This window comes from Pseudomonas baltica (genome assembly GCF_031880315.1).
Classification (GTDB): Bacteria; Pseudomonadota; Gammaproteobacteria; order Pseudomonadales; family Pseudomonadaceae; genus Aquipseudomonas.
In genome coordinates this window covers 2,880,814-2,907,500 of record NZ_CP134771.1, presented here as the reverse complement: position 1 = coordinate 2,907,500, position 26,687 = coordinate 2,880,814, and the positions used below count along the sequence as shown (strand labels likewise).

The following is a 26,687-nucleotide window of genomic DNA, read 5'->3' as shown; positions in this document are numbered from 1 at the left end:
TCACACCATGGGAGTGGGTTGCACCAGAAGTAGCTAGTCTAACCTTCGGGAGGACGGTTACCACGGTGTGATTCATGACTGGGGTGAAGTCGTAACAAGGTAGCCGTAGGGGAACCTGCGGCTGGATCACCTCCTTAATCGACGACATCAGCTGTCTCATGAGCTCCCACACGAATTGCTTGATTCATTGAAGAAGACGATAGAAGCAGCCCGAAATTGGGTCTGTAGCTCAGTTGGTTAGAGCGCACCCCTGATAAGGGTGAGGTCGGCAGTTCGAATCTGCCCAGACCCACCAATTTTGTGTGGGAAACGCCTGTAGAAATACGGGGCCATAGCTCAGCTGGGAGAGCGCCTGCCTTGCACGCAGGAGGTCAACGGTTCGATCCCGTTTGGCTCCACCACTTACTGCTTCGTTGCCAAAGCTTAGAAATGAGCACTCCATCAATTGATGGTTGAGTGTTGATTTCTGATCTTTTTCAGAATCGTTCTTTAAAAATTTGGGTATGTGATAGAAAGATAGACTGGATGACACTTTCACTGGTGTTCATTCAGGCTAAGGTAAAATTTGTGAGTGACTCTTAAGAGTTTTGCGAATTTTCGGCGAATGTCGTCTTCACAGTATAACCAGATTGCTTGGGGTTATATGGTCAAGTGAAGAAGCGCATACGGTGGATGCCTTGGCAGTCAGAGGCGATGAAAGACGTGGTAGCCTGCGAAAAGCTTCGGGAAGTCGGCAAACAGACTGTGATCCGGAGATGTCTGAATGGGGGAACCCAGCTGTCATAAGACAGTTATCCTGCACTGAATACATAGGTGCTGGAAGCGAACCAGGGGAACTGAAACATCTAAGTACCCTGAGGAAAAGAAATCAACCGAGATTCCCTTAGTAGTGGCGAGCGAACGGGGACCAGCCCTTAAGTGGCTTTGAGATTAGCGGAACGCTCTGGAAAGTGCGGCCATAGTGGGTGATAGCCCTGTACGCGAAAATCTCTTGGTCATGAAATCGAGTAGGACGGGGCACGAGAAACCTTGTCTGAATATGGGGGGACCATCCTCCAAGGCTAAATACTACTGACTGACCGATAGTGAACTAGTACCGTGAGGGAAAGGCGAAAAGAACCCCGGAGAGGGGAGTGAAATAGATCCTGAAACCGTATGCGTACAAGCAGTGGGAGCAGACTTTGTTCTGTGACTGCGTACCTTTTGTATAATGGGTCAGCGACTTATTTTCAGTGGCGAGCTTAACCGAATAGGGGAGGCGTAGCGAAAGCGAGTGTTAATAGCGCGTTTAGTCGCTGGGAATAGACCCGAAACCGGGCGATCTATCCATGGGCAGGTTGAAGGTTGGGTAACACTAACTGGAGGACCGAACCGACTACCGTTGAAAAGTTAGCGGATGACCTGTGGATCGGAGTGAAAGGCTAATCAAGCTCGGAGATAGCTGGTTCTCCTCGAAAGCTATTTAGGTAGCGCCTCATGTATCACTGTAGGGGGTAGAGCACTGTTTCGGCTAGGGGGTCATCCCGACTTACCAAACCGATGCAAACTCCGAATACCTACAAGTGCCGAGCATGGGAGACACACGGCGGGTGCTAACGTCCGTCGTGAAAAGGGAAACAACCCAGACCGTCAGCTAAGGTCCCAAAATCCTGGTTAAGTGGGAAACGATGTGGGAAGGCTTAGACAGCTAGGAGGTTGGCTTAGAAGCAGCCACCCTTTAAAGAAAGCGTAATAGCTCACTAGTCGAGTCGGCCTGCGCGGAAGATGTAACGGGGCTCAAACCAGGTACCGAAGCTACGGGTATCACCTTCTGGTGATGCGGTAGAGGAGCGTTCTGTAAGCCTGTGAAGGTGAGTTGAGAAGCTTGCTGGAGGTATCAGAAGTGCGAATGCTGACATGAGTAACGACAATGGGTGTGAAAAACACCCACGCCGAAAGACCAAGGTTTCCTGCGCAACGTTAATCGACGCAGGGTTAGTCGGTCCCTAAGGCGAGGCTGAAAAGCGTAGTCGATGGAAAACAGGTTAATATTCCTGTACTTCTGGTTACTGCGATGGAGGGACGGAGAAGGCTAGGCCAGCTTGGCGTTGGTTGTCCAAGTTTAAGGTGGTAGGCTGAGATCTTAGGTAAATCCGGGATCTTAAGGCCGAGAGCTGATGACGAGTGCTCATTAGAGCGCGAAGTGGTTGATGCCATGCTTCCAAGAAAAGCTTCTAAGCTTCAGGTAACCAGGAACCGTACCCCAAACCGACACAGGTGGTTGGGTAGAGAATACCAAGGCGCTTGAGAGAACTCGGGTGAAGGAACTAGGCAAAATGGCACCGTAACTTCGGGAGAAGGTGCGCCGGTGAGGGTGAAGGACTTGCTCCGTAAGCTCATGCCGGTCGAAGATACCAGGCCGCTGCGACTGTTTATTAAAAACACAGCACTCTGCAAACACGAAAGTGGACGTATAGGGTGTGACGCCTGCCCGGTGCCGGAAGGTTAATTGATGGGGTTAGCTCACGCGAAGCTCTTGATCGAAGCCCCGGTAAACGGCGGCCGTAACTATAACGGTCCTAAGGTAGCGAAATTCCTTGTCGGGTAAGTTCCGACCTGCACGAATGGCGTAACGATGGCGGCGCTGTCTCCACCCGAGACTCAGTGAAATTGAAATCGCTGTGAAGATGCAGTGTATCCGCGGCTAGACGGAAAGACCCCGTGAACCTTTACTATAGCTTTGCACTGGACTTTGAATTTGCTTGTGTAGGATAGGTGGGAGGCTTTGAAGCGAGGACGCCAGTTCTTGTGGAGCCAACCTTGAAATACCACCCTGGCAACTTTGAGGTTCTAACTCAGGTCCGTTATCCGGATCGAGGACAGTGTATGGTGGGTAGTTTGACTGGGGCGGTCTCCTCCTAAAGAGTAACGGAGGAGTACGAAGGTGCGCTCAGACCGGTCGGAAATCGGTCGTAGAGTATAAAGGCAAAAGCGCGCTTGACTGCGAGACAGACACGTCGAGCAGGTACGAAAGTAGGTCTTAGTGATCCGGTGGTTCTGTATGGAAGGGCCATCGCTCAACGGATAAAAGGTACTCCGGGGATAACAGGCTGATACCGCCCAAGAGTTCATATCGACGGCGGTGTTTGGCACCTCGATGTCGGCTCATCACATCCTGGGGCTGAAGCCGGTCCCAAGGGTATGGCTGTTCGCCATTTAAAGTGGTACGCGAGCTGGGTTTAGAACGTCGTGAGACAGTTCGGTCCCTATCTGCCGTGGACGTTTGAGATTTGAGAGGGGCTGCTCCTAGTACGAGAGGACCGGAGTGGACGAACCTCTGGTGTTCCGGTTGTCACGCCAGTGGCATTGCCGGGTAGCTATGTTCGGGAAAGATAACCGCTGAAAGCATCTAAGCGGGAAACTTGCCTCAAGATGAGATCTCACTGGAACCTTGAGTTCCCTAAAGGGCCGTCGAAGACTACGACGTTGATAGGTTGGGTGTGTAAGCGCTGTGAGGCGTTGAGCTAACCAATACTAATTGCCCGTGAGGCTTGACCATATAACACCCAAGCAATTTGCGACTCGAAAGAGCATCAGATTGCGGTGACTGTGGAGATGACACGAACCGAAAGTTCGTCGACTCTGAAGCGACACCCACAAATTATCACATACCCGATTCGCTGGAAGACCGCCCAAACGGTCTGCTGGCAAACAGAATTTCTTGACGACCATAGAGCATTGGAACCACCTGATCCCATCCCGAACTCAGCAGTGAAACGATGCATCGCCGATGGTAGTGTGGGGTTTCCCCATGTGAGAGTAGGTCATCGTCAAGATTCAATTCCGAAACCCCCATCTGCGAAGGCAGGTGGGGGTTTTGTCTTTGTGGTGCCTGGCAAAATCAACAGCTTCGCGGGCAAGCCTTGCTCCCACAGTATGCACAGCACCTGCGTCACGCAACTGTGGGGTAGGCCCTGCCCGCGTGTAGTGGTCAACTGATCCCGGACAGTGAATTGAGTTTTTCCTCAGCGACCGCAGGCGCTAGCCCTTCGTTGAACTGATGCGGTCGCCGCCAGTTGTACCGGTCCATCAGGAACCGGCCAATATCCTGTTGCGCCAGCGAAGCGCTCATGTAGCCCACCGTCGGTATCCATTCAGTTTTCAGGCTGCGAAATAGCCGCTCCATTGGCGCGTTATCGTGGCAGTTGCCGCGACGACTCATGCTCTGTGTGAAGCGGTATCGCCATAGTCTCTGGCGGAAACTCCGGCTGCCGTATTGGCTGCCCTGATCGCTGTGAAACAGCACATTTTGAGGCCGGCCACGCTGCTCATAGGCCATGTCCAGCGCTTTGATCACCAGGTCGGCGTCGGGCTTGGCTGAGAACGCCCAGCCCACAACCCGGCGCGCATAAAGATCGATTACGGCCGCTAGATAGTGCCATCGACCTTCGGCCCAAACGTACGTGATGTCACTGCACCAGACCTTGTTCGGGGATTCCACGCTGAACTCACGATCAAGTACGTTCGGGATATCAGGTCGCTCCACGGTGGCCTTCTTGTAGGCATGGGAGCCCGGTTGTTTGCTGATCAAGTTCAGCTCGCGCATCAACTTACGTACCTTGAATCGCCCGATTTGCATGCCGTCCTCTTTCATCATCAGCATGATGCTTCGACTGCCCGCAGCGCTTCGGCTTTGCGTAAACAGCTCGTTCACGCGGCTGCGCAAAACCACCCGTTCGGCATCTGGATACCGACGTTTCCGGCAGTACGCGTAGTAGCACGATCGGGTTACTTCAAATACCGAGCACAACAGATCAATCGGCTCTTGAGCCCGCAGTTGATCGATTAACGCGAACGCTCGTGTTCCTCGGCCATCAAGAGCGCGGTGGCCTTTTTTAAGATGGATTTTTCCCGTTCCAGCCGATTGATGCGGGCTTCGAGTTCCTGGATTTTTTGCTGCTCAGGCGTCAGGGCTTTGCTGGTCGGAGTAACACCGCCACGTTCTTGCTGGAGCTGGTTCACCCAACGACGCAAGGCCGACTCAACAAAAAGCCCAAGCGAACGGGCTGCTTCGGTATGACTGTAGCCTTGGTCGAGCACCAGGCACGCCGCCTCGCGCTTGAACTCAGGGGTAAAGGTACGACGTTGCTTGGTCATCAGACACCTCTCTGTGGCGAGCATTCTCGCCTAAATGGGTGTCCGGTTTCATTAGACCACTACAGCGCGAAGCTTCAGTTCAGTTACCGCACACTTTGTCTGCGGTTTTCTATGCAACTGTCATGTGCATGGCTATCATGCCTGCCTCATTGTGAGGCGAGATTGGCATGCTGACGTTGTTGAAACTCCTCAAGGATGGTCGATTCCATTCCGGGCAAGCGCTAGGGGCCACCCTGGGGGTGAGCCGTAGCGCCATATGGAAACAGCTGCAGCAATTGGAAGCTGAGTTCGGCGTATCGATCCACAAGGTGCGCGGCCGCGGCTATCAGCTTGCCAGTCCTCTTTCGTTCCTCGACGCTGAGGCTATTGTCGCTGCGACGACGGATGATCGCTGGCAGGTGCATGTACACGACAGCATCGACTCCACTAACGCCGAAGCCCTGCGCATGATCGAGGCAGGTGCGCATGCGCCCTTCCTGGTAACGGCAGAGCGGCAAACGGCGGGGAGAGGTCGGCGTGGCCGCAAATGGATCAGTCCGTTTGCACAGAACCTCTATTACAGTCTGGTCTTGCGTATCGATGGTGGCATGCGCCAGATCGAGGGGCTGAGTCTGGTGGTCGGTCTCGCCGTGATGCATGCCTTGCGTGAGTCAGGTGTATCCACCGCAGGGCTTAAATGGCCCAATGATGTTCTGGTCGGGCGACAGAAGATTGCCGGGATCCTGCTAGAGCTGGTGGGCGACCCTGCCGATGTCTGTCATGTGGTGATCGGGGTGGGTATCAACGTCAACATGCAGGCGAGTCATGAGGTCGATCAGCAATGGACTTCCATGCAGCTGCAGACAGGCAAGGCGGTCGACAGAAACACCCTGGCAGCATCCCTCAACAACAACCTGCGACCGCTGCTTGCGCGCCATCGTAGCGGTGGCTTCAATGCGCTCAAAGGGGAGTGGGAGCAATATCACTTGTGGCAGGGTAAGGCGGCGTCTCTCGTTGCGGGAAGTACCATCATAGAAGGTACAGTCCTGGGAGTGGATGCCCAAGGCGCGCTACGCTTGAAAGTGGGCAACGAAGAAAAGATCTACAGCGGTGGCGAGCTAAGCCTGAGGTTGCGTGATGATTCTTGAGCTCGACTGCGGTAACAGCTTTATCAAGTGGCGTATCACCCGAATCAGCGGTGCGCAGGTAGTCGCAGGCGGTGTGGTAGGGTCCGATCAGGACCTGCTTGATGCTGTAGCTGCGGTCCAAGGGGGGACCCTGGCGCATTGCCGGCTGGTCAGCGTCCGTACCGAGGAAGAGACCGCGAAGCTCGTCGAAGCCATTGCTCGCGGTTTTGCCGTGCAAGCGGTGTGCGCTGTGCCCGCCAAGGAGCTGGGCGGCGTTCGCAACGGCTATGAAGAGTACCAGCGCCTGGGGCTCGATCGCTGGCTGGCGGTGCTGGGGGCGTTTCATCTGGCGCAGTCCGCGTGTGTGGTCATTGACTTGGGAACTGCCGCAACCTCTGATTTCGTGACTGCGGCCGGCGAGCACCTGGGCGGTTTCATCTGCCCTGGAATGCCGTTGATGCGCGGTCAGCTCCGTACCCATACTCGGCGCATTCGCTATGACGATCTGTCCGCGGAAAAGGCGGTGAGCGAGATGTCGCCCGGAAGAAATACTGTCGAAGCTGTAGAGCGTGGATGCACCCTGATGCTGCGTGGCTTCGTGCTGACCCAGGTCGAGCAGGCTCGTTCGCAACTGGGGGAAGATGTCCGCGTCTTCCTCACCGGTGGCGACGCCGAGCTGGTGCGCGAAGTGGCGCCCACCGCTCAGGTTGTGCCTGACCTTGTATTCATCGGCCTGGCCATGGCCTGTCCTTTGCCGTGAGGTGACTATGCGCTGGTTGTTCCTGCTGTTATTGGTACTGAATGTGTTTTATGCCGGGTGGCATCAGCAGGAGGCGCCCCAACAGCCTGTCGAGATCCGCGCATTGTCCTTGTACAAAGGTAACCAGCAGGACATTCGCCTCCTCAGCGAGACCGATCGAGGCGCGCCGGCTCCGACACAAGCACTGGCTCCTGTTCCGGGCGCAAGAGATTGCCTTTATGTAGGCGGATACCCGCAACTCGAAGCCTTGTTGCCTCTTGAGCAGCGTTTGGCTCAGATGGGCGTGAAGGCGCAGGCGCAAGTGATAAATGGCGATCAGGGCGCCGTGCACTGGCTGCGAATTGATGCGAAAAGCCAGCGTTTGCTGGATGAATCGGCTCTGAGCGGGCTCTCTCGCGAATTCAATAACTCAAAACATCAAATAATGCCGTGTGAAGGCATTGCAACCGCCGAATAGTTTGCATAGAATGGCGCCCGCTTCACAGGGATAGCGTCTAGTACGAGCCTTGTGAAAGCACTGTCGGAATCGCTAACCTCAAGATTTAATTGAGAAAAAGCTTGACAGGGTGGTGGCAAGAGTTGAAAATGCCGCCACGAAATAGGAGGGGTTCCCGAGCGGCCAAAGGGATCAGACTGTAAATCTGACGTCTACGACTTCGAAGGTTCGAATCCTTCTCCCTCCACCATTTTTAGCGAGAGTAGTAAATCTCGCGGGTATAGTTTAGTGGTAGAACCTCAGCCTTCCAAGCTGATGATGCGGGTTCGATTCCCGCTACCCGCTCCATGTTTGCTGCTAATGCACAGTGTTTTGCTCTTGTAGCTCAGTTGGTAGAGCACACCCTTGGTAAGGGTGAGGTCAGCGGTTCAAATCCGCTCAAGAGCTCCATTTTACAAGGCGGATATGTAAATATCCGCCTTTGTTTTAATGGTTGGGTTGTCTCTGTGGATAGAGATGATCCCCGTTTCGAGGTTCGTGGTTGCTGTTGGTCTTGCTGACGGTGGTTGTACGCGAAGGTTGTCGAAAGCAGTTGTAAAGCGTTCTTCAGGCCTGCATAATGGTCGGCCTGATTTTGTTTTAGGTCAGTAGCTCAATTGGCAGAGCGACGGTCTCCAAAACCGTAGGTTGGGGGTTCGATTCCCTCCTGACCTGCCAGATTCACTCAACGTGTCTGGCTTTCTTTTCACAGGATCCTCCTAGATGACTCCCAAGGCTGAAGCCCAAGACTCTCGCTTCGATCTGCTCAAGTGGCTTGTTGTGGTCGCTTTGGTGGTGGTAGGTGTTGTCGGAAATCAGTATTTCTCCGCATCGCCAATCCTGTATCGCGTTCTGGCTCTGATCGTCATTGCTGCTGTTGCTGCCTTCACGGCCTTGCAAACAGCTAAAGGCAAGTCGTTCTTTGTCCTGGCGAAGGAAGCTCGCGGCGAGATTCGTAAAGTCGTTTGGCCTACCCGCCAAGAGACTACGCAGACCACACTGATTGTAGTGGCGGTCGTTCTGGTCATGGCTTTGCTGTTGTGGGGGCTAGATTCCCTGCTCGGCTGGCTTGTTTCCCTGATTGTAGGCTAAGGGTGTCCCGTGGCTAAGCGTTGGTACGTTGTGCATGCTTACTCGGGTTACGAGAAGCATGTTATGCGCTCTTTGGTAGAGCGTGTAAAGCTGGCTGGCATGGAAGACGGCTTTGGCGAAATTCTGGTCCCCACTGAAGAAGTGGTGGAAATGCGTAATGGCCAGAAGCGCAAAAGCGAGCGCAAGTTCTTCCCAGGTTACGTGCTGGTGCAGATGGATATGAACGAGGGTACTTGGCACTTGGTCAAGGATACTCCTCGGGTGATGGGTTTCATCGGCGGTACTGCGGATAAGCCTGCACCGATCACTGACAAGGAAGCAGAAGCTATCCTTCGTCGCGTTGCCGATGGCAGCGACAAGCCGAAGCCCAAGACGCTGTTCGAGCCGGGTGAAGTGGTTCGTGTCACCGATGGTCCGTTCGCTGATTTCAACGGCACTGTCGAAGAAGTTAACTACGAAAAGAGCCGGATCCAAGTGGCGGTGCTCATTTTCGGTCGCTCTACTCCGGTAGAGCTCGAGTTCAGTCAGGTCGAAAAGGTCTGATTGGAAACGGATCCCATGCCCCGCAGGCGTAAGCTGCGGGGTTTTGTCGTCTCTGGGATAAAACGCAAGCAACTGGGGAGCCGCAAGGCGCCTGTACCCAATAGTGGAGTAGCTCATGGCTAAGAAAATCACGGCTTACATCAAGCTGCAAGTAAAGGCCGGCCAGGCCAACCCAAGCCCGCCCGTCGGCCCGGCTCTGGGTCAACATGGCGTGAACATCATGGAGTTCTGCAAGGCCTTCAACGCCCGTACCCTGGGTCAAGAAGCCGGCCTGCCGACCCCAGTGATCATCACTGTCTACAGCGACCGTAGCTTCACCTTTGAAACCAAAAGCACCCCTGCTTCGGTTCTGTTGAAGAAAGCAGCTGGCCTGACCAGCGGTTCTGCACGTCCGAACACCGTTAAAGTTGGCACCGTCACCCGTGCTCAGCTGGAAGATATCGCCAACGCTAAAAAGGCTGATCTGACTGCTGCTGACCTGGATGCTGCCGTGCGTACTATCGCCGGTTCTGCTCGCAGCATGGGCCTCAACGTGGAGGGTGTGTAATGGCTAAGCTGACTAAGCGCCAAAAAGCTATTGCTTCCAAAATCGAAGCTGGCAAGTTCTACAACTTCGAAGAAGCCGCCGGCCTGCTGGCTGAGCTGTCGACCGTCAAGTTCAGCGAGTCTTTCGACATCGCCGTGAACCTGGGCGTTGACCCGCGTAAATCCGACCAGGTCGTTCGTAGCGCTACTGTGCTGCCACACGGCACTGGCAAGACCGTACGCGTTGCTGTTTTCACCCAGGGCCCAGCTGCTGAAGCAGCTCTGGCTGCCGGCGCCGATCGCGTTGGCATGGACGACCTGGCTGCCGAAATGAAAGGCGGCGACCTGAACTACGACGTCGTTATCGCCTCCCCGGACGCGATGCGTGTTGTAGGTCAACTGGGTCAGATCCTCGGTCCGCGTGGCCTGATGCCTAACCCTAAAGTCGGCACCGTAACCCCAGACGTCGCCACCGCGGTCAAGAACGCGAAGGCTGGTCAGGTTCGTTATCGCACCGACAAGAACGGCATCATCCACACTTCCGTTGGCAAAGTCGGTTTCGACGCCGTCAAGCTGAAGGAAAACGTTGAAGCCCTGATCGCTGATCTGAAGCGTATCAAGCCAGCTTCTTCGAAAGGTATCTATGTCAAGCGCGTTACCCTGAGCACCACTATGGGCCCAGGTCTGGTTATCGATCAGAGCTCGCTGACTGCGTAACACTGCTTGTCGGGGCGGGTTACTGCCCTGGCAACATGAAAGATTGGGGTCCCTGCCTGGCGGGGGCTATCCAAGACCGTAGGCGACGCGAGTCTTAAAACACAAGCCTACGCAGATGGTGCTCCCGGTTCCTTACCGAATCAGACACCAAAACGACATCCGGCCTCGGCCAGATGAAACGGTAACAAGCAGGAGTTAACCCGTGGCAATTTATCTCGAAGACAAGAAGGCCATCGTCGCTGAAGTCAACGAGGCTGCCAAAGTCGCTCTGTCCGCTGTTGTGGCTGATGCCCGTGGCGTTACAGTAGGCGCAATGACCGGACTCCGTAAAGAGGCTCGTGAAGCTGGCGTTTACGTACGTGTTGTACGTAACACCCTGCTCAAGCGCGCTGTTGCCGACACTCAATACAGTGTCCTCAACGACGTGTTCACCGGCCCGACCTTGATCGCTTTCTCCAACGAACATCCTGGCGCTGCTGCCCGTCTGTTCAAGGAATTCGCGAAAGGTCAGGACAAGTTCGAGATCAAGGCAGCTGCGTTCGAGGGCAAGTTCCTCGCAGCAAACGAAATCGACGTACTGGCAACACTGCCGACCCGTAACGAAGCTATTTCTCAGCTGATGAGCGTGATTCAAGGCGCTACCAGCAAGTTGGCTCGTACTCTGGCCGCAGTTCGCGAGCAAAAAGAAGCTGCCGCAGCCTAAGGCTGAGCAGTCTCCCTCGCGTATTTTTGTTTATTTAGATGGCCCCATAGGCCGTCCCCCAATTCAGGAATTACAGCAATGTCTATCTCCCAAGACGATATCCTCAACGCCGTAGCTGAAATGTCGGTTCTGCAGGTTGTTGAGCTGATCAAAGCTTTCGAAGAAAAATTCGGCGTTAGCGCCGCTGCTGCTTCGGCCGGCCCAGCTGCTGCTGCCGCTGTCGTTGAAGAGCAAACTGAATTCAACGTTAAACTGGTTGAGTCGGGCGAGAAGAAAGTAAACGTCATCAAAGCTGTACGTGAAATCACCGGTCTGGGCCTGAAAGAAGCCAAGGCTGTCGTTGATGACCTGGGCATGGTCAAAGAAGGCGCTTCGAAAGAAGAAGCCGACAAGATCAAGGCTGCTCTGGAAGAAGCAGGCGCCAAAGTCGAAGTCAAGTAACTCGACCTTGCGTCTCCAGCCCGAGCGTCAAGCGAAAGGCTGATGGCTGGTGGCTCATGCCACCGGCCTTTTTCCGTTACTGCCAGCCGACTGGGTCGGTGTCAGTAACGCGCTGTAACCACCTCGAGGGGTGGGCAAACCATGGGGTTTGCAAGATTTTCTGGCTGCTCCGTCGGGAGGGGCCAAACAAGCAGGTGACCAAGCTGGGGAACGCTGATGGCTTACTCATACACTGAGAAAAAACGTATCCGCAAGGACTTTAGCAAGTTGCCGGACGTCATGGATGTGCCTTACCTCCTGGCCATCCAGCTGGATTCGTATCGTGAATTCTTGCAGGCGGGAGCGAACAAGGATCAGTTCCGCGACGTGGGCCTGCATGCGGCCTTCAAATCTGTTTTCCCGATCATCAGCTACTCCGGCAACGCCGCCTTGGAGTACGTTGGCTATCGTCTGGGCGAACCGGCCTTTGATGTCAAAGAATGTGTCCTGCGTGGCGTGACCTTTGCGGTCCCGTTGCGAGTAAAAGTGCGCCTGATCATTTTCGACAAAGAATCGTCGAACAAAGCGATCAAGGACATCAAAGAGCAAGAAGTCTACATGGGCGAAATCCCATTGATGACTGAGAACGGTACCTTCGTAATCAACGGTACCGAGCGTGTGATTGTTTCCCAGCTGCACCGTTCCCCTGGCGTGTTCTTCGACCACGACCGTGGCAAGACGCACAGCTCGGGCAAGCTGCTGTACTCCGCTCGCATCATTCCTTACCGCGGTTCGTGGCTGGACTTCGAGTTCGATCCGAAAGACTGTGTATTCGTCCGGATCGACCGTCGTCGCAAGCTGCCTGCCTCGGTACTGTTGCGCGCGTTGGGCTACACCACTGAAGAAGTCCTGGACTCCTTCTATACCACCAACGTATTCCACGTAGAGGGCGAAACCCTCAACCTGGAGCTGGTGCCTCAGCGCCTGCGTGGTGAAATCGCTGCTCTGGATATCCTCGATACCGCTGGCAAGGTCATCGTCGAGGCTGGCCGTCGGATCACGGCTCGCCACATCAACCAGATCGAAAAAGCCAACATCAAGACGCTGGCCGTGCCTATCGACTACGTTCTTGGCCGTACTACTGCCAAGGCGATCGTGCACCCGGCTACCGGCGAAATCCTGGCTGAATGCAACACCGAACTGACCACCGACATCCTGGCGAAAGTCGTCAAGGGCCAGGTCGTGCGCATCGAAACGTTGTACACCAACGACATCGACTGCGGTCCGTTCATCTCCGATACCCTGAAGATCGACTCCACCAGCAATCAGCTGGAAGCCCTGGTCGAAATCTATCGGATGATGCGACCTGGCGAGCCACCTACCAAGGATGCTGCCGAGACCCTGTTCAACAACCTGTTCTTCAGCCCTGAGCGCTACGATCTGTCCGCTGTAGGCCGCATGAAGTTCAACCGTCGTATCGGTCGTACCGAGATCGAAGGTTCGGGCGTGCTGAGCAAGGACGATATCGTTGCCGTACTGAAGACTCTGGTCGACATCCGCAACGGTAAAGGTATCGTCGATGACATCGACCACCTCGGTAACCGTCGCGTGCGTTGCGTCGGCGAAATGGCCGAGAACCAGTTCCGTGTTGGCCTGGTGCGCGTAGAGCGTGCGGTCAAGGAACGTCTGTCGATGGCCGAAAGCGAAGGCCTGATGCCTCAGGACCTGATCAACGCCAAGCCAGTCGCGGCCGCGGTCAAGGAGTTCTTCGGTTCCAGCCAGCTCTCGCAGTTCATGGACCAGAACAACCCGCTGTCCGAGATCACCCACAAGCGCCGTGTCTCTGCACTCGGCCCTGGTGGTCTGACCCGTGAGCGTGCAGGCTTCGAAGTTCGTGACGTACACCCGACGCACTACGGTCGTGTTTGCCCGATCGAAACGCCGGAAGGTCCGAACATCGGTCTGATCAACTCCCTGGCTGCCTATGCTCGCACCAACCAGTACGGTTTCCTCGAGAGCCCGTACCGTGTGGTGAAAGACGGTCTGGTCACCGACGAGATCGTGTTCCTGTCTGCCATCGAAGAAGCTGATCACGTGATCGCTCAGGCTTCGGCCACGATGAACGACAAGAAAATGCTGATCGACGAGCTGGTAGCCGTTCGTCACCTGAACGAGTTCACCGTCAAGGCGCCGGAAGACGTCACCTTGATGGACGTCTCGCCGAAGCAGGTCGTTTCGGTCGCCGCGTCGCTGATCCCGTTCCTCGAGCACGATGACGCCAACCGTGCGTTGATGGGTTCGAACATGCAGCGTCAAGCTGTACCTACCCTGCGTGCCGACAAGCCGCTGGTCGGTACCGGCATGGAGCGTAACGTAGCCCGTGACTCCGGCGTTTGCGTCGTGGCTCGTCGTGGTGGCGTGATCGATTCCGTCGATGCCAGCCGTATCGTGGTACGTGTCAACGATGACGAAGTTGAAACTGGCGAAGCCGGTGTCGACATCTACAACCTGACCAAGTACACCCGCTCCAACCAGAACACCTGCATCAACCAGCGTCCGCTGGTTCGCAAGGGTGATCAGGTAGAGCGCAGCGACATCATGGCCGATGGTCCGTCCACCGACATGGGCGAGTTGGCACTGGGTCAGAACATGCGCATCGCGTTCATGGCCTGGAACGGTTACAACTTCGAAGACTCCATCTGCCTGTCCGAGCGTGTGGTACAGGAAGACCGCTTCACCACGATCCACATCCAGGAACTGACCTGTGTGGCGCGTGATACCAAGCTGGGGCCAGAGGAAATCACTGCCGACATCCCGAACGTGGGTGAAGCGGCGCTGAACAAGCTGGACGAAGCCGGTATCGTTTACGTAGGTGCCGAAGTCGGCGCCGGCGACATCCTGGTCGGCAAGGTCACTCCGAAAGGCGAGACCCAACTGACTCCGGAAGAAAAACTGCTGCGTGCGATCTTCGGCGAGAAGGCCAGCGACGTCAAAGACACCTCTCTGCGTGTGCCTACTGGCACCAAAGGTACTGTCATCGATGTACAGGTCTTCACCCGTGATGGTGTCGAGCGTGATGCCCGTGCGCTGTCGATTGAAAAATCGCAGCTGGACGAAATCCGCAAGGACCTCAACGAAGAGTTCCGCATTGTCGAAGGCGCAACCTTCGAACGTCTGCGTTCGGCTCTGGTAGGTCAGATCGTCGAAGGTGGTGCCGGCCTGAAGAAAGGTCTGGAAATCACCAACGAAGTTCTCGACGGTCTCGAGCATGGCCAGTGGTTCAAACTGCGCATGGCTGAAGACGCGCTGAACGAGCAACTCGAGAAGGCTCAAGCCTACATCGTTGACCGTCGCCGTCTGCTGGACGACAAGTTCGAAGACAAGAAGCGCAAGCTGCAACAGGGCGATGACCTGGCGCCGGGCGTGCTGAAGATCGTCAAGGTCTACCTTGCCATTCGTCGTCGCATTCAGCCGGGCGACAAGATGGCCGGTCGTCACGGTAACAAAGGTGTAGTCTCGGTGATCATGCCGGTCGAAGACATGCCGCACGACGAATACGGTACTCCGGTCGACGTCGTCTTGAACCCGTTGGGCGTACCTTCGCGTATGAACGTCGGTCAGATCCTTGAAACCCACCTGGGCCTCGCGGCCAAAGGCCTGGGCGAGAAGATCAACCGCATGCTCGAAGAGCAGCGCAAAGTGATCGAGCTGCGCAAGTTCCTCACCGAGATCTACAACGAGATCGGTGGCCGTCAAGAAAACCTGGAAAGCTTCAGCGACCAGGAAATTCTCGACCTGGCGAAGAACCTGCGTGCCGGCGTACCGATGGCCACTCCGGTGTTCGACGGTGCCAAGGAAAGCGAAATCAAGGCCATGCTGAAACTGGCAGACCTGCCGGAAAGCGGCCAGATGCAGCTGTTCGACGGCCGTACCGGCAACAAGTTCGAGCGTCATGTCACCGTTGGCTACATGTACATGCTGAAACTGAACCACTTGGTGGACGACAAGATGCACGCGCGTTCCACTGGTTCTTACAGCCTGGTTACCCAGCAGCCGCTGGGTGGTAAGGCTCAGTTCGGTGGTCAGCGTTTCGGGGAGATGGAGGTCTGGGCACTGGAAGCATACGGCGCCGCCTACACTCTGCAGGAAATGCTCACAGTGAAGTCGGACGATGTGAACGGTCGTACCAAGATGTACAAGAACATCGTGGACGGCGATCACCGTATGGAGCCGGGCATGCCCGAGTCCTTCAACGTGTTGATCAAAGAGATTCGTTCTCTCGGTATCGATATCGATCTGGAAACCGAATAACACGCGACGCGAATCGAGAGCGGTGCTGAATCATCAGCCCGCTCTCTGCTCCGCCAGGAGGAAAGGCCTTGAAAGACCTACTGAATTTGCTGAAAAACCAGGGTCAAGTCGAAGAGTTTGATGCTATCCGTATCGGGTTGGCATCGCCTGAGATGATCCGTTCGTGGTCGTTCGGTGAAGTTAAAAAGCCGGAAACCATCAACTACCGTACGTTCAAACCAGAACGTGACGGCTTGTTCTGCGCCAAGATCTTTGGCCCAGTCAAGGACTACGAGTGCCTGTGCGGCAAGTACAAGCGCCTCAAGCACCGTGGCGTGATCTGCGAGAAGTGCGGCGTTGAAGTTGCACTGGCCAAGGTCCGTCGCGAGCGTATGGCTCACATCGAGCTGGCCTCGCCGGTTGCTCACATCTGGTTCCTGAAGTCGCTGCCGTCCCGTATCGGCCTGCTGATGGACATGACCCTGCGTGATATCGAGCGCGTTCTCTACTTCGAGAGCTATGTCGTTATCGACCCGGGCATGACCACCCTTGAAAAAGGCCAGCTGCTGAACGACGAGCAGTACTTCGAAGCCCTCGAAGAGTTCGGTGACGACTTTGACGCCCGCATGGGTGCCGAAGCTGTCCGCGAACTGCTGCACGCTATCGATCTGGAACACGAGATTGGCCGTCTGCGTGAAGAAATTCCGCAAACCAACTCCGAAACCAAGATCAAGAAGCTGTCCAAGCGCCTCAAGTTGATGGAAGCCTTCCAGGGTTCCGGCAACCTGCCTGAGTGGATGGTGTTGACCGTTCTGCCGGTTCTGCCGCCAGATCTGCGTCCACTGGTTCCGCTGGATGGCGGTCGTTTCGCGACTTCCGACCTCAACGATCTGTATCGTCGAGTGATCAACCGTAACAACCGTCTGAAGCGTCTTCTGGACCTCTCGGCCCCTGACATCATCGTGCGCAACGAAAAGCGCATGCTGCAGGAAGCGGTCGATGCCCTGCTCGACAACGGTCGCCGCGGTCGTGCCATTACCGGTTCGAACAAGCGTCCTCTGAAATCCCTGGCTGACATGATCAAGGGTAAGCAGGGTCGTTTCCGTCAGAACTTGCTCGGCAAGCGCGTTGACTACTCGGGTCGTTCGGTAATTACCGTAGGCCCGACCCTGCGCCTGCATCAGTGCGGTCTGCCGAAGAAGATGGCTCTGGAACTGTTCAAGCCGTTCATCTTCGGCAAGCTTGAAGTGCGTGGCCTGGCCACCACCATCAAAGCCGCCAAGAAGATGGTCGAGCGCGAGCTGCCGGAAGTGTGGGACGTTCTCGCTGAAGTGATTCGCGAACACCCCGTACTGCTCAACCGTGCACCGACCCTTCACCGTCTGGGTATCCAGGCGTTTGAACCGGTACTGATCGAAGGCAAGGCTATCCAGCTGCACCCTCTGGTCTGCGCTGCGTACAACGCCGACTTCGACGGCGACCAGATGGCGGTCCACGTACCGCTGACCCTGGAAGCCCAGCTCGAAGCGCGTGCGCTGATGATGTCGACCAACAACATCCTGTCGCCAGCCAACGGTGAGCCAATCATCGTTCCGTCGCAGGACGTTGTACTGGGTCTGTACTACATGACCCGTGAAGCGATCAACGCCAAGGGCGAAGGCCGCGTGTTTGCAGACCTGCAGGAAGTCGACCGCGTATTCCGCGCCGGCGAAGCAGCGCTGCACGCCAAGATCAAGGTCCGCATCAACGAAACGGTCAACGACCGTGACGGCGGTAGCGTGAGCGGTACTCGTATCGTCGACACCACTGTCGGCCGTGCGCTGCTGTTCCAGGTCGTGCCTAAGGGTCTGTCGTACGACGTCGTCAACTTGCCGATGAAGAAAAAGGCCATCTCCAAGCTGATCAACCAGTGCTACCGCGTGGTTGGTCTGAAAGAGACCGTTATCTTCGCTGACCAGTTGATGTACACCGGTTTTGCCTACTCGACGATTTCGGGTGTTTCCATCGGCGTTAACGATTTCGTTATCCCGGATGAGAAAGCGCGCATCATCAGTGCTGCAACCGACGAAGTGAAAGAGATCGAAAGCCAGTACGCATCGGGCCTGGTTACCCAGGGCGAGAAGTACAACAAGGTGATCGACCTTTGGTCCAAGGCCAACGATGAAGTGTCCAAGGCGATGATGTCGAACCTCTCGAAAGAGAAGGTCATCGACCGCCATGGCAATGAAGTTGACCAGGAATCCTTCAACTCGATGTACATGATGGCTGACTCCGGTGCCCGTGGTTCGGCCGCTCAGATTCGTCAGTTGGCGGGTATGCGTGGTCTGATGGCCAAGCCGGACGGCTCGATCATCGAGACGCCGATCACCGCGAACTTCCGTGAAGGTCTGAGCGTACTGCAGTACTTCATCTCGACTCACGGTGCTCGTAAGGGTCTCGCGGATACCGCGTTGAAAACTGCTAACTCCGGTTACCTGACTCGCCGTCTGGTAGACGTCGCACAAGACTTGGTCGTGACCGAAGTCGACTGCGGCACCGAGCATGGCTTGCTGATGACGCCGCACATTGAAGGCGGTGACGTTGTAGAGCCGCTGGGTGAGCGTGTACTGGGTCGTGTGATCGCCCGTGACGTGTTCAAGCCGGGTACCGATGATGTCATCGTTCCTGCTGGCACCCTGGTCGACGAGAAGTGGGTTGAATTCATCGAGCTGAACAGCATCGACGAAGTCATCGTACGTTCGCCGATCAGCTGCGAAACCCGTTATGGCATCTGCGCCAAGTGCTATGGCCGTGATCTGGCGCGTGGTCACCAGGTGAACATCGGTGAAGCGGTCGGCGTTATCGCTGCCCAGTCCATCGGTGAGCCGGGTACCCAGCTGACCATGCGTACGTTCCACATCGGTGGTGCGGCAAGCCGGACTTCCGCTGCCGACAGCGTTCAGGTGAAGAATGGCGGTACCGTCCGTCTGCACAACCTGAAACACGTCGAGCGTCTGGATGGCAACCTGGTTGCTGTGTCGCGTTCCGGTGAGTTGGCGATTGCCGACGAGTTCGGTCGTGAGCGTGAGCGCTACAAGCTGCCGTACGGTGCTGTGATTTCGGTGAAGGAAGGCGACAAGGTCGACGCTGGCGCAATCGTGGCCAAGTGGGATCCGCACACTCACCCAATCGTTACCGAGATGAAAGGTACCGTGACCTACGTGGGCATGGAAGAAGGCATCACGATCAAGCGTCAGACAGACGAATTGACCGGCCTGACCAACATCGAAGTACTCGACGCCAAAGACCGTCCTGCTGCCGGCAAAGAAATTCGCCCAGCGGTCAAGATGGTTGGTGTGGATGGCAAGGATCTGCTGCTGCCAGGTACCGACGTACCGGCTCAGTACTTCCTGCCAGCCAACGCCCTCGTCGGTGTGGCGGATGGTGTGCAAGTGGGTGTCGGTGACGTTATTGCCCGTATCCCGCAGGAAACTTCGAAGACTCGCGACATCACCGGTGGTCTGCCGCGTGTTGCCGACTTGTTCGAAGCGCGTCGTCCGAAAGAAGCTTCGATTCTGGCTGAAGTCAGCGGCACCATCGCGTTCGGTAAAGAGACCAAGGGCAAGCGCCGTCTGGTCATTACCCCGAACGACGGTACCGATCCGTACGAAGAGCTGATTCCGAAGTGGCGTCACCTGAACGTCTTCGAAGGCGAGCAAGTGAACCGCGGCGAAGTCATCTCCGACGGTCCTAGCGATCCGCACGACATCCTGCGTCTGCTGGGTGTGAGCGCGCTCGCCAAGTACATCGTCAACGAGATCCAGGACGTTTACCGTCTGCAAGGCGTCAAGATCAACGATAAGCACATCGAGACCATTCTGCGTCAGATGCTGCGTAAAGTTGAGATTGCCGAGTCGGGCGATTCGACCTTCATCAAGGGCGACCAGATGGAGCTCACCCACGTACTGGGCGAGAACGAGCGTCTGGCTGGCGACGAGAAATTCGTCTCCAAATACACTCGTGTATTGCTCGGTATTACCAAGGCGTCGTTGTCGACCGAATCGTTCATCTCGGCGGCCTCCTTCCAGGAGACCACCCGCGTACTGACCGAAGCGGCTGTGACCGGCAAGCGTGATTACCTGCGCGGCCTGAAAGAAAACGTTGTCGTGGGTCGTTTGATCCCGGCAGGTACCGGCCTGGCGTACCACAGCGAGCGCAAGCGCCGCCGTGAAGCCGACAAGCCGTTGCGCGTAAGCGCCAGTGAAGTGGAAGCTGCACTGACCGAAGCGCTGAACTCTAGCGGTAACTGAGTCGGCGGTAGTACAAGCGCGGCCCTGGTGACCTCGATCGGCAAGCTCTGACATCTTTTGTTGGGGTCTGTCGGGCGAGGAAGCCGGGGCCTTGCCTTGACTGGGGACGAGATCCTCTTTAGACTCTTGTACCCCTAAATCTGGCGGGACGTGTGTCCTGCCATTTTGCTTTTCTTGTAAGACAATAGCGTCGCAAGACAACAGTGGAGCTAGTAGATGGCAACTATCAACCAGCTGGTACGTCAGCCGCGTAAGCGTATCGTCGAGAAATCCGACGTACCTGCGCTGCAGAACTGCCCGCAACGTCGTGGCGTGTGCACCCGTGTGTACACCACCACGCCGAAAAAACCTAACTCGGCATTGCGTAAAGTATGCCGTGTGCGCCTGACCAACGGTTTCGAGGTTTCCTCGTACATCGGCGGTGAAGGCCACAACCTGCAGGAACACAGCGTCGTACTGATTCGTGGCGGCCGTGTAAAAGACTTGCCAGGTGTTCGTTACCACACCGTTCGCGGCTCCCTGGATACTTCCGGCGTCAAAGGTCGTAACCAAGGTCGTTCGAAGTACGGTACCAAGAAGCCTAAGTAGTAGCGGCTTTTTGCAAAAAACTGATGTATCTATTTTTCTGAGTCGATAAGAGTAAGGTCGGAGGCGTGCCCAAAGGCACCGATTCCGAGCGAACCTGAAGACCGTTTGAGGGCTTATCCATGCCAAGAAGACGCGTAGCAGCCAAGCGCGAAGTGCTTGACGATCCAAAATACGGAAGCCAGATCCTGGCCAAGTTCATGAACCACGTGATGGAAAGCGGCAAGAAAGCCGTTGCCGAGCGTATCGTTTATGGCGCGCTGGAAAAGGTTAAAGAACGCAAGAACAGCGATCCCCTGGAAATCTTCGAGAAAGCTCTCGACGCCATCGCTCCGCTGGTCGAAGTAAAGTCGCGCCGTGTAGGCGGTGCCACTTACCAGGTTCCGGTCGAAGTTCGCCCGTCCCGTCGTAACGCTCTGGCAATGCGCTGGTTGGTAGACTTCGCACGCAAGCGCGGCGAAAAGTCTATGGCTCTGCGTTTGGCTGGTGAGCTGTTGGATGCTGCTGAAGGCAAAGGTGCTGCTGTTAAGAAGCGTGAAGACGTGCACCGTATGGCAGAAGCTAACAAGGCTTTCTCGCACTACCGCTTCTAATTTTAGCTTCACTAATTTTGCGAGGGCTTTATGGCTCGTACTACTCCGATTAGCCGCTACCGTAACATTGGTATCGTTGCTCACGTGGATGCTGGTAAAACCACCACCACCGAGCGCGTCCTTTTTTACACCGGCAAAAGCCACAAAATGGGCGAGGTGCATGACGGCGCCGCGACCACAGACTGGATGGTTCAGGAGCAGGAGCGTGGTATTACCATTACTTCTGCTGCTATTACCGCCTTCTGGCAGGGTTCCGAGAAGCAACACAAGGACCAGTACCGCTTCAACGTCATCGATACTCCGGGCCACGTAGACTTCACCATTGAAGTTGAGCGTTCCCTGCGGGTACTCGACGGCGCTGTCGTTGTGTTCTGCGGTACCTCGGGTGTTGAGCCTCAGTCGGAAACCGTATGGCGTCAAGCCAACAAATACGGTGTTCCACGTCTTGTTTACGTCAACAAGATGGACCGTGCCGGTGCAAACTTCCTGCGCGTGATCGGTCAGATCAAGCAGCGTCTGGGTCACACTCCGGTGCCGATTCAGTTGGCCATCGGTGCAGAAGACAATTTCCAGGGTCAGATCGATCTGATCAACATGGAAGCTGTCTACTGGAACGACTCCGATAAAGGTATGGTTCCTGTTCGCAAGGCCATCCCTGCCGAGCTGCAAGAGCTTGCTGAAGAGTGGCGCAACAACATGGTAGAGGCTGCTGCCGAAGCCAACGAAGAACTGATGAACAAGTACCTCGAAGGTGAAGAACTCACCAACGACGAAATCAAGGCCGCTCTACGTCAGCGTACCATCGCTGGTGAGATCGTCTTGGCTGTTTGCGGTTCGTCGTTCAAGAACAAGGGTGTTCCCCTGGTTCTCGATGCTGTGATCGACTTCCTGCCTGCTCCAACCGACATTCCTGCTATCAAGGGTTCCAACCCTGATAACGAGGAAGAAGAGATGGAGCGTCACGCAGACGACAGCGAGCCGTTCTCGGCCCTGGCGTTCAAGATCGCTACCGACCCATTCGTGGGTACCTTGACCTTCGTCCGTGTTTACTCGGGCGTGTTGGCCTCTGGCGACGGCGTGATCAACTCGGTCAAAGGCAAGAAAGAGCGCGTGGGTCGTATGGTGCAAATGCACGCAAACGCTCGCGAAGAGATCAAGGAAGTACGCGCTGGTGACATCGCGGCCCTGATCGGCATGAAGGACGTCACCACTGGTGAGACCTTGTGCGACGCTGCCAAGCCAATCATCCTGGTTCGCATGGACTTCCCGGAGCCGGTTATTTCGGTTGCCGTAGAGCCCAAGACCAAGGATGACCAGGAAAAAATGGGTATCGCTCTGGGCAAACTCGCTCAGGAAGATCCATCTTTCCGCGTCAAGACTGATGAAGAGACTGGTCAAACGATCATCTCCGGCATGGGCGAGCTTCACTTGGACATCCTGGTTGACCGGATGCGCCGTGAGTTCAACGTCGAAGCCAACATCGGTAAGCCTCAGGTTTCCTATCGTGAGCGCATCACGAAGAACTGCGAAATCGAAGGCAAATTCGTTCGTCAATCCGGCGGTCGTGGCCAGTTCGGCCATTGCTGGATCCGTTTTGCCCCTGCTGATGAAGGTCAGGAAGGTTTGCAATTCGTGAACGAAGTAGTGGGCGGTGTTGTTCCTAAGGAATACATCCCGGCTATCCAGAAGGGTATCGAAGAGCAGATGAAGAACGGTGTTGTTGCCGGCTATCCGCTCATCGGCTTGAAGGCGACCGTTTTTGACGGTTCTTACCACGACGTCGACTCCAACGAGATGGCGTTCAAGGTAGCTGCCTCCATGGCAACCAAGCAGCTGGCCCAGAAGGGCGGTGGTGAGCTGCTTGAGCCTATCATGGCGGTAGAAGTCGTTACGCCTGAAGACTACATGGGTGACGTGATGGGCGACCTCAACCGTCGTCGCGGCATGATCTTGGGTATGGAAGATACGGTTTCCGGCAAAGTGATTCGTGCCGAGGTTCCGTTGGGTGAGATGTTCGGTTATGCGACCGACGTTCGCTCCATGTCTCAGGGTCGCGCAAGCTACTCTATGGAATTCAAAAAATACAACACAGCTCCGGCGCATATCGCTGAAACTGTATCCAAAAAACAAGGCTGATTCAGTCCTTTAGGCTAGGAGTTAATTGTCGTGGCTAAAGAAAAATTTGATCGTTCCCTTCCGCACGTCAACGTTGGCACCATCGGTCACGTCGACCACGGTAAAACCACGCTGACTGCTGCACTGACTCGCGTTTGCTCCGAAGTTTTCGGTTCCGCAATCGTTGACTTCGACAAGATCGACAGCGCACCAGAAGAGAAAGCTCGCGGTATCACCATCAACACCGCACACGTTGAATACAACTCGGCGATCCGTCACTACGCTCACGTTGACTGCCCAGGTCACGCTGACTATGTGAAGAACATGATCACCGGTGCTGCTCAGATGGACGGCGCTATCCTGGTTTGCTCGGCCGCTGATGGTCCGATGCCACAAACCCGTGAGCACATCCTGCTGTCCCGTCAGGTTGGCGTTCCGTACATCGTGGTCTTCCTGAACAAGGCTGACCTGGTAGACGACGCTGAGCTGCTGGAACTGGTCGAGATGGAAGTTCGTGACCTGCTGTCCACCTACGACTTCCCAGGCGACGACACTCCGATCATCATCGGTTCTGCTCGTATGGCTCTGGAAGGCAAAGACGAGAACGAGATGGGCACCACTGCCGTCAAGAAACTGGTTGAGACTCTGGACAGCTACATCCCAGATCCAGTTCGCGTTATCGACAAGCCGTTCCTGATGCCAATCGAAGACGTATTCTCGATCTCCGGTCGCGGTACTGTTGTTACCGGTCGTATCGAGCGCGGTATCGTCAAGGTTCAAGATCCACTGGAAATCGTTGGTCTGCGTGATACTACCGTCACCACCTGCACCGGTGTTGAAATGTTCCGTAAACTGCTCGACGAAGGTCGTGCTGGCGAGAACTGCGGCGTGCTGCTGCGCGGCACCAAGCGTGACGACGTTGAGCGTGGCCAGGTTCTGGTCAAGCCAGGTTCGGTCAAGCCACACACTACCTTCGAAGCCGAAGTGTACGTGCTGAGCAAAGAAGAAGGCGGTCGCCACACTCCGTTCTTCAAAGGCTACCGTCCACAGTTCTACTTCCGGACCACTGACGTGACCGGTAACTGCGAACTGCCGGAAGGCGTTGAAATGGTAATGCCAGGCGACAACATCAAAATGGTTGTCACCCTGATCAAGACCATCGCAATGGAAGACGGTCTGCGTTTCGCTATCCGTGAAGGCGGTCGTACCGTCGGCGCTGGCGTCGTAGCCAAAATCATCGCGTAATTTTGCGAAGATTTGAAAGAGCCCCCGCTTAGCGGGGGCTTTTTTATTGAGTTGACACCAGGGTGAGGCGTCTATAAAATCACGCCTCCTTTTAACGGGCGTCTTGCGCCCGCGGGGAAAGCAGCCGGAGTCTGAAATCCAATGCAAAATCAGCAAATCCGTATCAGGTTGAAGGCTTTTGACCATCGCCTGATCGACCAATCCACCCAGGAAATCGTGGAAACCGCGAAACGTACTGGTGCACAGGTGCGTGGTCCAATTCCACTCCCTACCCGCAAAGAGCGGTTCACCGTTCTGGTTTCCCCGCACGTCAACAAAGACGCGCGCGACCAGTACGAGATCCGTACTCACAAGCGTGTTCTGGACATCGTCCAGCCGACGGATAAAACCGTTGACGCGCTGATGAAGCTTGATCTTGCGGCTGGTGTAGAAGTGCAGATCAGCCTCGGCTAAGACTTGGGTCTTAGTCGTGTAACGCTCTGAAATGGGCGGCCATAGCGGGTGAAAGCCCCGTACACTCATGAGGTTACAACATGACTATTGGTGTAGTCGGTCGTAAGTGCGGTATGACCCGCATTTTTACCGAAGAAGGTGTCTCTATTCCGGTTACGGTCATTGAGATCGAGCCGAATCGCGTCACCCAGTTCAAAAATGAAGAAACTGATGGCTATCGTGCAGTGCAAGTCACTGTCGGCGAGCGTCGTGCTTCGCGCGTGACTGCTGCTCAAGCAGGTCACTTCGCCAAGGCGAACGTTGCTGCGGGTCGCGGTGTCTGGGAATTCCGTCTTGAAGAAGGCGAGTACCAGGCTGGCGACTTGATCAATGCTGAAATCTTCGCTGCAGGCCAACTGGTAGACGTTACCGGTCAGTCCAAGGGTAAAGGCTTTGCCGGTACCATCAAGCGTTGGAATTTCCGCGGTCAAGACAATACCCACGGTAACTCCGTCTCCCACCGCGTCCCTGGCTCTATCGGCCAGTGCCAGACTCCTGGTCGTGTTTTCAAGGGCAAAAAAATGTCCGGTCATATGGGCGCAGAGCGCGTGACCGTTCAGTCCCTGGAAGTTGTGCGCGTCGACGCTGAACGCAATCTGCTGCTGGTCAAGGGTGCTGTTCCTGGCGCTACCGGCGGCAACCTGGTTGTGCGTCCGGCAGCCAAGGCTCGCGGTTAAGGGGAAGCGAAAATGCAATTGAATGTAAATGACGCTCAAGCGATCGAAGTTTCCGAACTGACTTTCGGCGGCGAGTTCAACGAGACGCTGGTGCACCAAGCAGTCGTGGCCTACATGGCCGGCGGCCGTCAGGGTACTGCTCAGCAAAAAACCCGTTCCGACGTTCGTGGTGGCGGTAAGCGCCCGTGGCGTCAGAAAGGTACTGGCCGTGCTCGTGCCGGTACTATCCGCAGCCCAATCTGGCGCGGCGGCGGCACCACCTTTGCAGCTCGTCCACAGGATCACAGCCAAAAGCTCAACAAGAAGATGTATCGCGCAGCACTGCGCTCCATCCTCGCTGAGCTGGTCCGCACTGATCGTCTGGTCGTGGTTCAGGATTTCGTTGTTGACGCACCGAAAACCAAAGACCTGCTGAACAAACTGAATGGCATGGGCCTGACCGACGTACTGATTGTCTCCGACTCCGTCGACGAGAATCTGTACCTGGCTGCTCGCAACCTGCCACACGTTGATGTCCGTGACGTGCAAGGTTCCGATCCAGTTAGTCTGATCGCCTACGACAAAGTGTTGATCACTGTGTCTGCCGTGAAGAAATTCGAGGAGCTGCTGGGATGAACCAGGAACGCGTATTTAAAGTTCTGCTTGGCCCGCACGTTTCCGAGAAGGCCACGGGTCTGGCTGACAAGAAAGGTCAGTTCGTTTTCAAGGTTGCTACTGACGCAACCAAGCTTGAAATCAAGAAGGCCGTCGAAAGCCTGTTCAGCGTGAAAGTAGAGCGTGTTACTACCCTGAACGTTCTGGGTAAAAGCAAGCGCACTGCTCGCGGTCTGGGCAAGCGTAATGACTGGAAGAAGGCAGTTATCTCCCTTCAGCCAGGCCAAGATCTCGATTTCAGCAGCAGTGCTGAGTAAGGAAGGGGTGCAT

20 protein-coding genes, 6 tRNA genes and 3 rRNA genes (1 of these 29 running past the window's edge) are annotated in these 26,687 nt (G+C 55.7%); 28 read left to right on the top strand and 1 reads right to left on the bottom strand.

The genetic code is table 11. The annotated features are described in order from the left end of the window. The 5 genes from REH34_RS12995 to rrf form a co-directional block, all read left to right on the top strand. Nucleotides 1-137, top strand: a 16S ribosomal RNA gene (locus REH34_RS12995); it begins 1,400 nt to the left of the window's first position. Between the two features lie 81 nt (nucleotides 138-218). Then, nucleotides 219-295: transfer RNA gene (locus REH34_RS12990), tRNA-Ile, on the top strand. 30 nt (nucleotides 296-325) lie between these two features. Beyond that, nucleotides 326-401: transfer RNA gene (locus tag REH34_RS12985), tRNA-Ala, on the top strand. Between the two features lie 244 nt (nucleotides 402-645). Beyond that, nucleotides 646-3,538 (top strand): 23S ribosomal RNA (locus REH34_RS12980). Nucleotides 3,539-3,699: 161 nt separating this feature from the next. Beyond that, nucleotides 3,700-3,815, top strand: a 5S ribosomal RNA gene (gene rrf, locus REH34_RS12975). The 16S, 23S and 5S rRNA genes sit together here with 2 tRNA genes alongside, the layout of an rRNA operon. 155 nt (nucleotides 3,816-3,970) lie before the next feature. Here rrf and REH34_RS12970 read toward each other — a convergent pair. Next, nucleotides 3,971-5,136, bottom strand: a protein-coding gene (locus tag REH34_RS12970; RefSeq protein WP_311971833.1) for an IS3 family transposase whose coding sequence is annotated in 2 segments (ribosomal slippage) — nucleotides 3,971-4,881 and nucleotides 4,881-5,136 — 1,167 coding nt in all. Because the reading frame shifts where the segments join, the coding sequence is not laid out codon by codon here. A gap of 167 nt (nucleotides 5,137-5,303) precedes the next feature. Here REH34_RS12970 and birA point away from each other — a divergent pair. The 23 genes from birA (at nucleotide 5,304) to rplW (ending at nucleotide 26,674) form a co-directional block, all read left to right on the top strand. Then, entirely contained in the window at nucleotides 5,304-6,263 is a 960-nt protein-coding gene (gene birA / locus REH34_RS12965) for a bifunctional biotin--[acetyl-CoA-carboxylase] ligase/biotin operon repressor BirA (protein ID WP_226507490.1), read from the top strand. Next, the gene (locus REH34_RS12960) at nucleotides 6,253-7,002 is read left to right on the top strand and encodes a pantothenate kinase (protein ID WP_311971832.1); all 750 of its coding nucleotides are present in this window, start codon (nucleotides 6,253-6,255) and stop codon (nucleotides 7,000-7,002) included. The genes birA and REH34_RS12960 overlap by 11 nt, the downstream gene beginning before the upstream one ends. A 7-nt stretch (nucleotides 7,003-7,009) precedes the next feature. Then, nucleotides 7,010-7,459, top strand: a complete 450-nt coding sequence (locus REH34_RS12955; RefSeq protein ID WP_311971831.1) for a hypothetical protein — start codon at nucleotides 7,010-7,012, stop codon at nucleotides 7,457-7,459. A 144-nt stretch (nucleotides 7,460-7,603) separates the two neighbouring features. Then, nucleotides 7,604-7,688, top strand: a tRNA-Tyr gene (locus REH34_RS12950). A 24-nt stretch (nucleotides 7,689-7,712) separates the two neighbouring features. Continuing rightward, nucleotides 7,713-7,786 (top strand) — tRNA-Gly (locus tag REH34_RS12945). A gap of 26 nt (nucleotides 7,787-7,812) precedes the next feature. After that, nucleotides 7,813-7,888, top strand: a tRNA-Thr gene (locus tag REH34_RS12940). A gap of 191 nt (nucleotides 7,889-8,079) precedes the next feature. After that, nucleotides 8,080-8,155, top strand: a tRNA-Trp gene (locus tag REH34_RS12935). A 45-nt stretch (nucleotides 8,156-8,200) separates the two neighbouring features. Then, nucleotides 8,201-8,569, top strand: a complete 369-nt coding sequence (gene secE / locus REH34_RS12930) for a preprotein translocase subunit SecE (RefSeq protein ID WP_226507487.1) — start codon at nucleotides 8,201-8,203, stop codon at nucleotides 8,567-8,569. A gap of 9 nt (nucleotides 8,570-8,578) precedes the next feature. Then, entirely contained in the window at nucleotides 8,579-9,112 is a 534-nt protein-coding gene (nusG, locus tag REH34_RS12925) for a transcription termination/antitermination protein NusG (protein WP_003186097.1), read from the top strand. A 115-nt stretch (nucleotides 9,113-9,227) separates the two neighbouring features. Next, nucleotides 9,228-9,659 (top strand): 50S ribosomal protein L11, encoded by a 432-nt coding sequence (gene rplK, locus REH34_RS12920; protein ID WP_226507486.1) that lies wholly within the window; start codon nucleotides 9,228-9,230, stop codon nucleotides 9,657-9,659. Further along, nucleotides 9,659-10,354, top strand: a complete 696-nt coding sequence (gene rplA / locus REH34_RS12915) for a 50S ribosomal protein L1 (RefSeq protein WP_226507485.1) — start codon at nucleotides 9,659-9,661, stop codon at nucleotides 10,352-10,354. The genes rplK and rplA overlap by 1 nt, the downstream gene beginning before the upstream one ends. Nucleotides 10,355-10,556: 202 nt before the next feature. Further along, nucleotides 10,557-11,057 carry a 50S ribosomal protein L10 gene (gene rplJ / locus REH34_RS12910; RefSeq protein ID WP_226507484.1) on the top strand — a complete coding sequence of 167 codons (501 nt, stop codon included), beginning with the start codon at nucleotides 10,557-10,559 and terminating at the stop codon, nucleotides 11,055-11,057. A gap of 78 nt (nucleotides 11,058-11,135) precedes the next feature. Further along, nucleotides 11,136-11,498, top strand: a complete 363-nt coding sequence (rplL, locus tag REH34_RS12905; RefSeq protein WP_226507483.1) for a 50S ribosomal protein L7/L12 — start codon at nucleotides 11,136-11,138, stop codon at nucleotides 11,496-11,498. Nucleotides 11,499-11,714: 216 nt separating this feature from the next. After that, nucleotides 11,715-15,788 (top strand): DNA-directed RNA polymerase subunit beta, encoded by a 4,074-nt coding sequence (rpoB, locus tag REH34_RS12900; RefSeq protein WP_226507482.1) that lies wholly within the window; start codon nucleotides 11,715-11,717, stop codon nucleotides 15,786-15,788. Between the two features lie 68 nt (nucleotides 15,789-15,856). Next, a complete protein-coding gene (rpoC, locus tag REH34_RS12895; protein WP_226507481.1) occupies nucleotides 15,857-20,056 on the top strand; it encodes a DNA-directed RNA polymerase subunit beta' in 4,200 nt (1,399 codons plus the stop codon). Between the two features lie 216 nt (nucleotides 20,057-20,272). Next, nucleotides 20,273-20,644, top strand: coding sequence for a 30S ribosomal protein S12 (gene rpsL / locus REH34_RS12890; RefSeq protein ID WP_002555494.1), 372 nt, complete (start codon nucleotides 20,273-20,275; stop codon nucleotides 20,642-20,644). A 119-nt stretch (nucleotides 20,645-20,763) separates the two neighbouring features. Next, nucleotides 20,764-21,234, top strand: a complete 471-nt coding sequence (gene rpsG, locus REH34_RS12885; RefSeq protein ID WP_002555493.1) for a 30S ribosomal protein S7 — start codon at nucleotides 20,764-20,766, stop codon at nucleotides 21,232-21,234. A 30-nt stretch (nucleotides 21,235-21,264) separates the two neighbouring features. Beyond that, on the top strand, nucleotides 21,265-23,370 hold the full coding sequence (fusA, locus tag REH34_RS12880; protein ID WP_226507480.1) for an elongation factor G: 2,106 nt from the start codon (nucleotides 21,265-21,267) through the stop codon (nucleotides 23,368-23,370). 30 nt (nucleotides 23,371-23,400) lie between these two features. Continuing rightward, the gene (gene tuf / locus REH34_RS12875; RefSeq protein ID WP_226507479.1) at nucleotides 23,401-24,594 is read left to right on the top strand and encodes an elongation factor Tu; all 1,194 of its coding nucleotides are present in this window, start codon (nucleotides 23,401-23,403) and stop codon (nucleotides 24,592-24,594) included. A 141-nt stretch (nucleotides 24,595-24,735) separates the two neighbouring features. Then, the gene (gene rpsJ / locus REH34_RS12870) at nucleotides 24,736-25,047 is read left to right on the top strand and encodes a 30S ribosomal protein S10 (protein ID WP_003186070.1); all 312 of its coding nucleotides are present in this window, start codon (nucleotides 24,736-24,738) and stop codon (nucleotides 25,045-25,047) included. Between the two features lie 80 nt (nucleotides 25,048-25,127). Continuing rightward, nucleotides 25,128-25,763: a 50S ribosomal protein L3 gene (gene rplC, locus REH34_RS12865; protein ID WP_226507478.1), complete on the top strand. Its 636-nt coding sequence runs from the start codon at nucleotides 25,128-25,130 to the stop codon at nucleotides 25,761-25,763. Between the two features lie 12 nt (nucleotides 25,764-25,775). Then, nucleotides 25,776-26,378: a 50S ribosomal protein L4 gene (rplD, locus tag REH34_RS12860; RefSeq protein WP_122493538.1), complete on the top strand. Its 603-nt coding sequence runs from the start codon at nucleotides 25,776-25,778 to the stop codon at nucleotides 26,376-26,378. After that, nucleotides 26,375-26,674 carry a 50S ribosomal protein L23 gene (gene rplW, locus REH34_RS12855; RefSeq protein ID WP_226507476.1) on the top strand — a complete coding sequence of 100 codons (300 nt, stop codon included), beginning with the start codon at nucleotides 26,375-26,377 and terminating at the stop codon, nucleotides 26,672-26,674. Before rplD ends, rplW begins: the two co-directional genes overlap by 4 nt. Nucleotides 26,675-26,687: the final 13 nt, after the last annotated feature.

What these genes read in the sequence shown, in the direction of transcription:
- birA (WP_226507490.1), top strand. Translation starts at nt 5,304, where the DNA reads ATGCTGACGTTGTTGAAACTCCTCAAGGATGGTCGATTCCATTCCGGG.
- REH34_RS12960 (WP_311971832.1), top strand. Translation starts at nt 6,253, where the DNA reads ATGATTCTTGAGCTCGACTGCGGTAACAGCTTTATCAAGTGGCGTATC.
- REH34_RS12955 (WP_311971831.1), top strand. Translation starts at nt 7,010, where the DNA reads ATGCGCTGGTTGTTCCTGCTGTTATTGGTACTGAATGTGTTTTATGCC.
- secE (WP_226507487.1), top strand. Translation starts at nt 8,201, where the DNA reads ATGACTCCCAAGGCTGAAGCCCAAGACTCTCGCTTCGATCTGCTCAAG.
- rplK (WP_226507486.1), top strand. Translation starts at nt 9,228, where the DNA reads ATGGCTAAGAAAATCACGGCTTACATCAAGCTGCAAGTAAAGGCCGGC.
- rplA (WP_226507485.1), top strand. Translation starts at nt 9,659, where the DNA reads ATGGCTAAGCTGACTAAGCGCCAAAAAGCTATTGCTTCCAAAATCGAA.
- rplL (WP_226507483.1), top strand. Translation starts at nt 11,136, where the DNA reads ATGTCTATCTCCCAAGACGATATCCTCAACGCCGTAGCTGAAATGTCG.
- rpoB (WP_226507482.1), top strand. Translation starts at nt 11,715, where the DNA reads ATGGCTTACTCATACACTGAGAAAAAACGTATCCGCAAGGACTTTAGC.
- rpsL (WP_002555494.1), top strand. Translation starts at nt 20,273, where the DNA reads ATGGCAACTATCAACCAGCTGGTACGTCAGCCGCGTAAGCGTATCGTC.
- rpsG (WP_002555493.1), top strand. Translation starts at nt 20,764, where the DNA reads ATGCCAAGAAGACGCGTAGCAGCCAAGCGCGAAGTGCTTGACGATCCA.
- fusA (WP_226507480.1), top strand. Translation starts at nt 21,265, where the DNA reads ATGGCTCGTACTACTCCGATTAGCCGCTACCGTAACATTGGTATCGTT.
- rpsJ (WP_003186070.1), top strand. Translation starts at nt 24,736, where the DNA reads ATGCAAAATCAGCAAATCCGTATCAGGTTGAAGGCTTTTGACCATCGC.
- rplC (WP_226507478.1), top strand. Translation starts at nt 25,128, where the DNA reads ATGACTATTGGTGTAGTCGGTCGTAAGTGCGGTATGACCCGCATTTTT.
- rplD (WP_122493538.1), top strand. Translation starts at nt 25,776, where the DNA reads ATGCAATTGAATGTAAATGACGCTCAAGCGATCGAAGTTTCCGAACTG.
- rplW (WP_226507476.1), top strand. Translation starts at nt 26,375, where the DNA reads ATGAACCAGGAACGCGTATTTAAAGTTCTGCTTGGCCCGCACGTTTCC.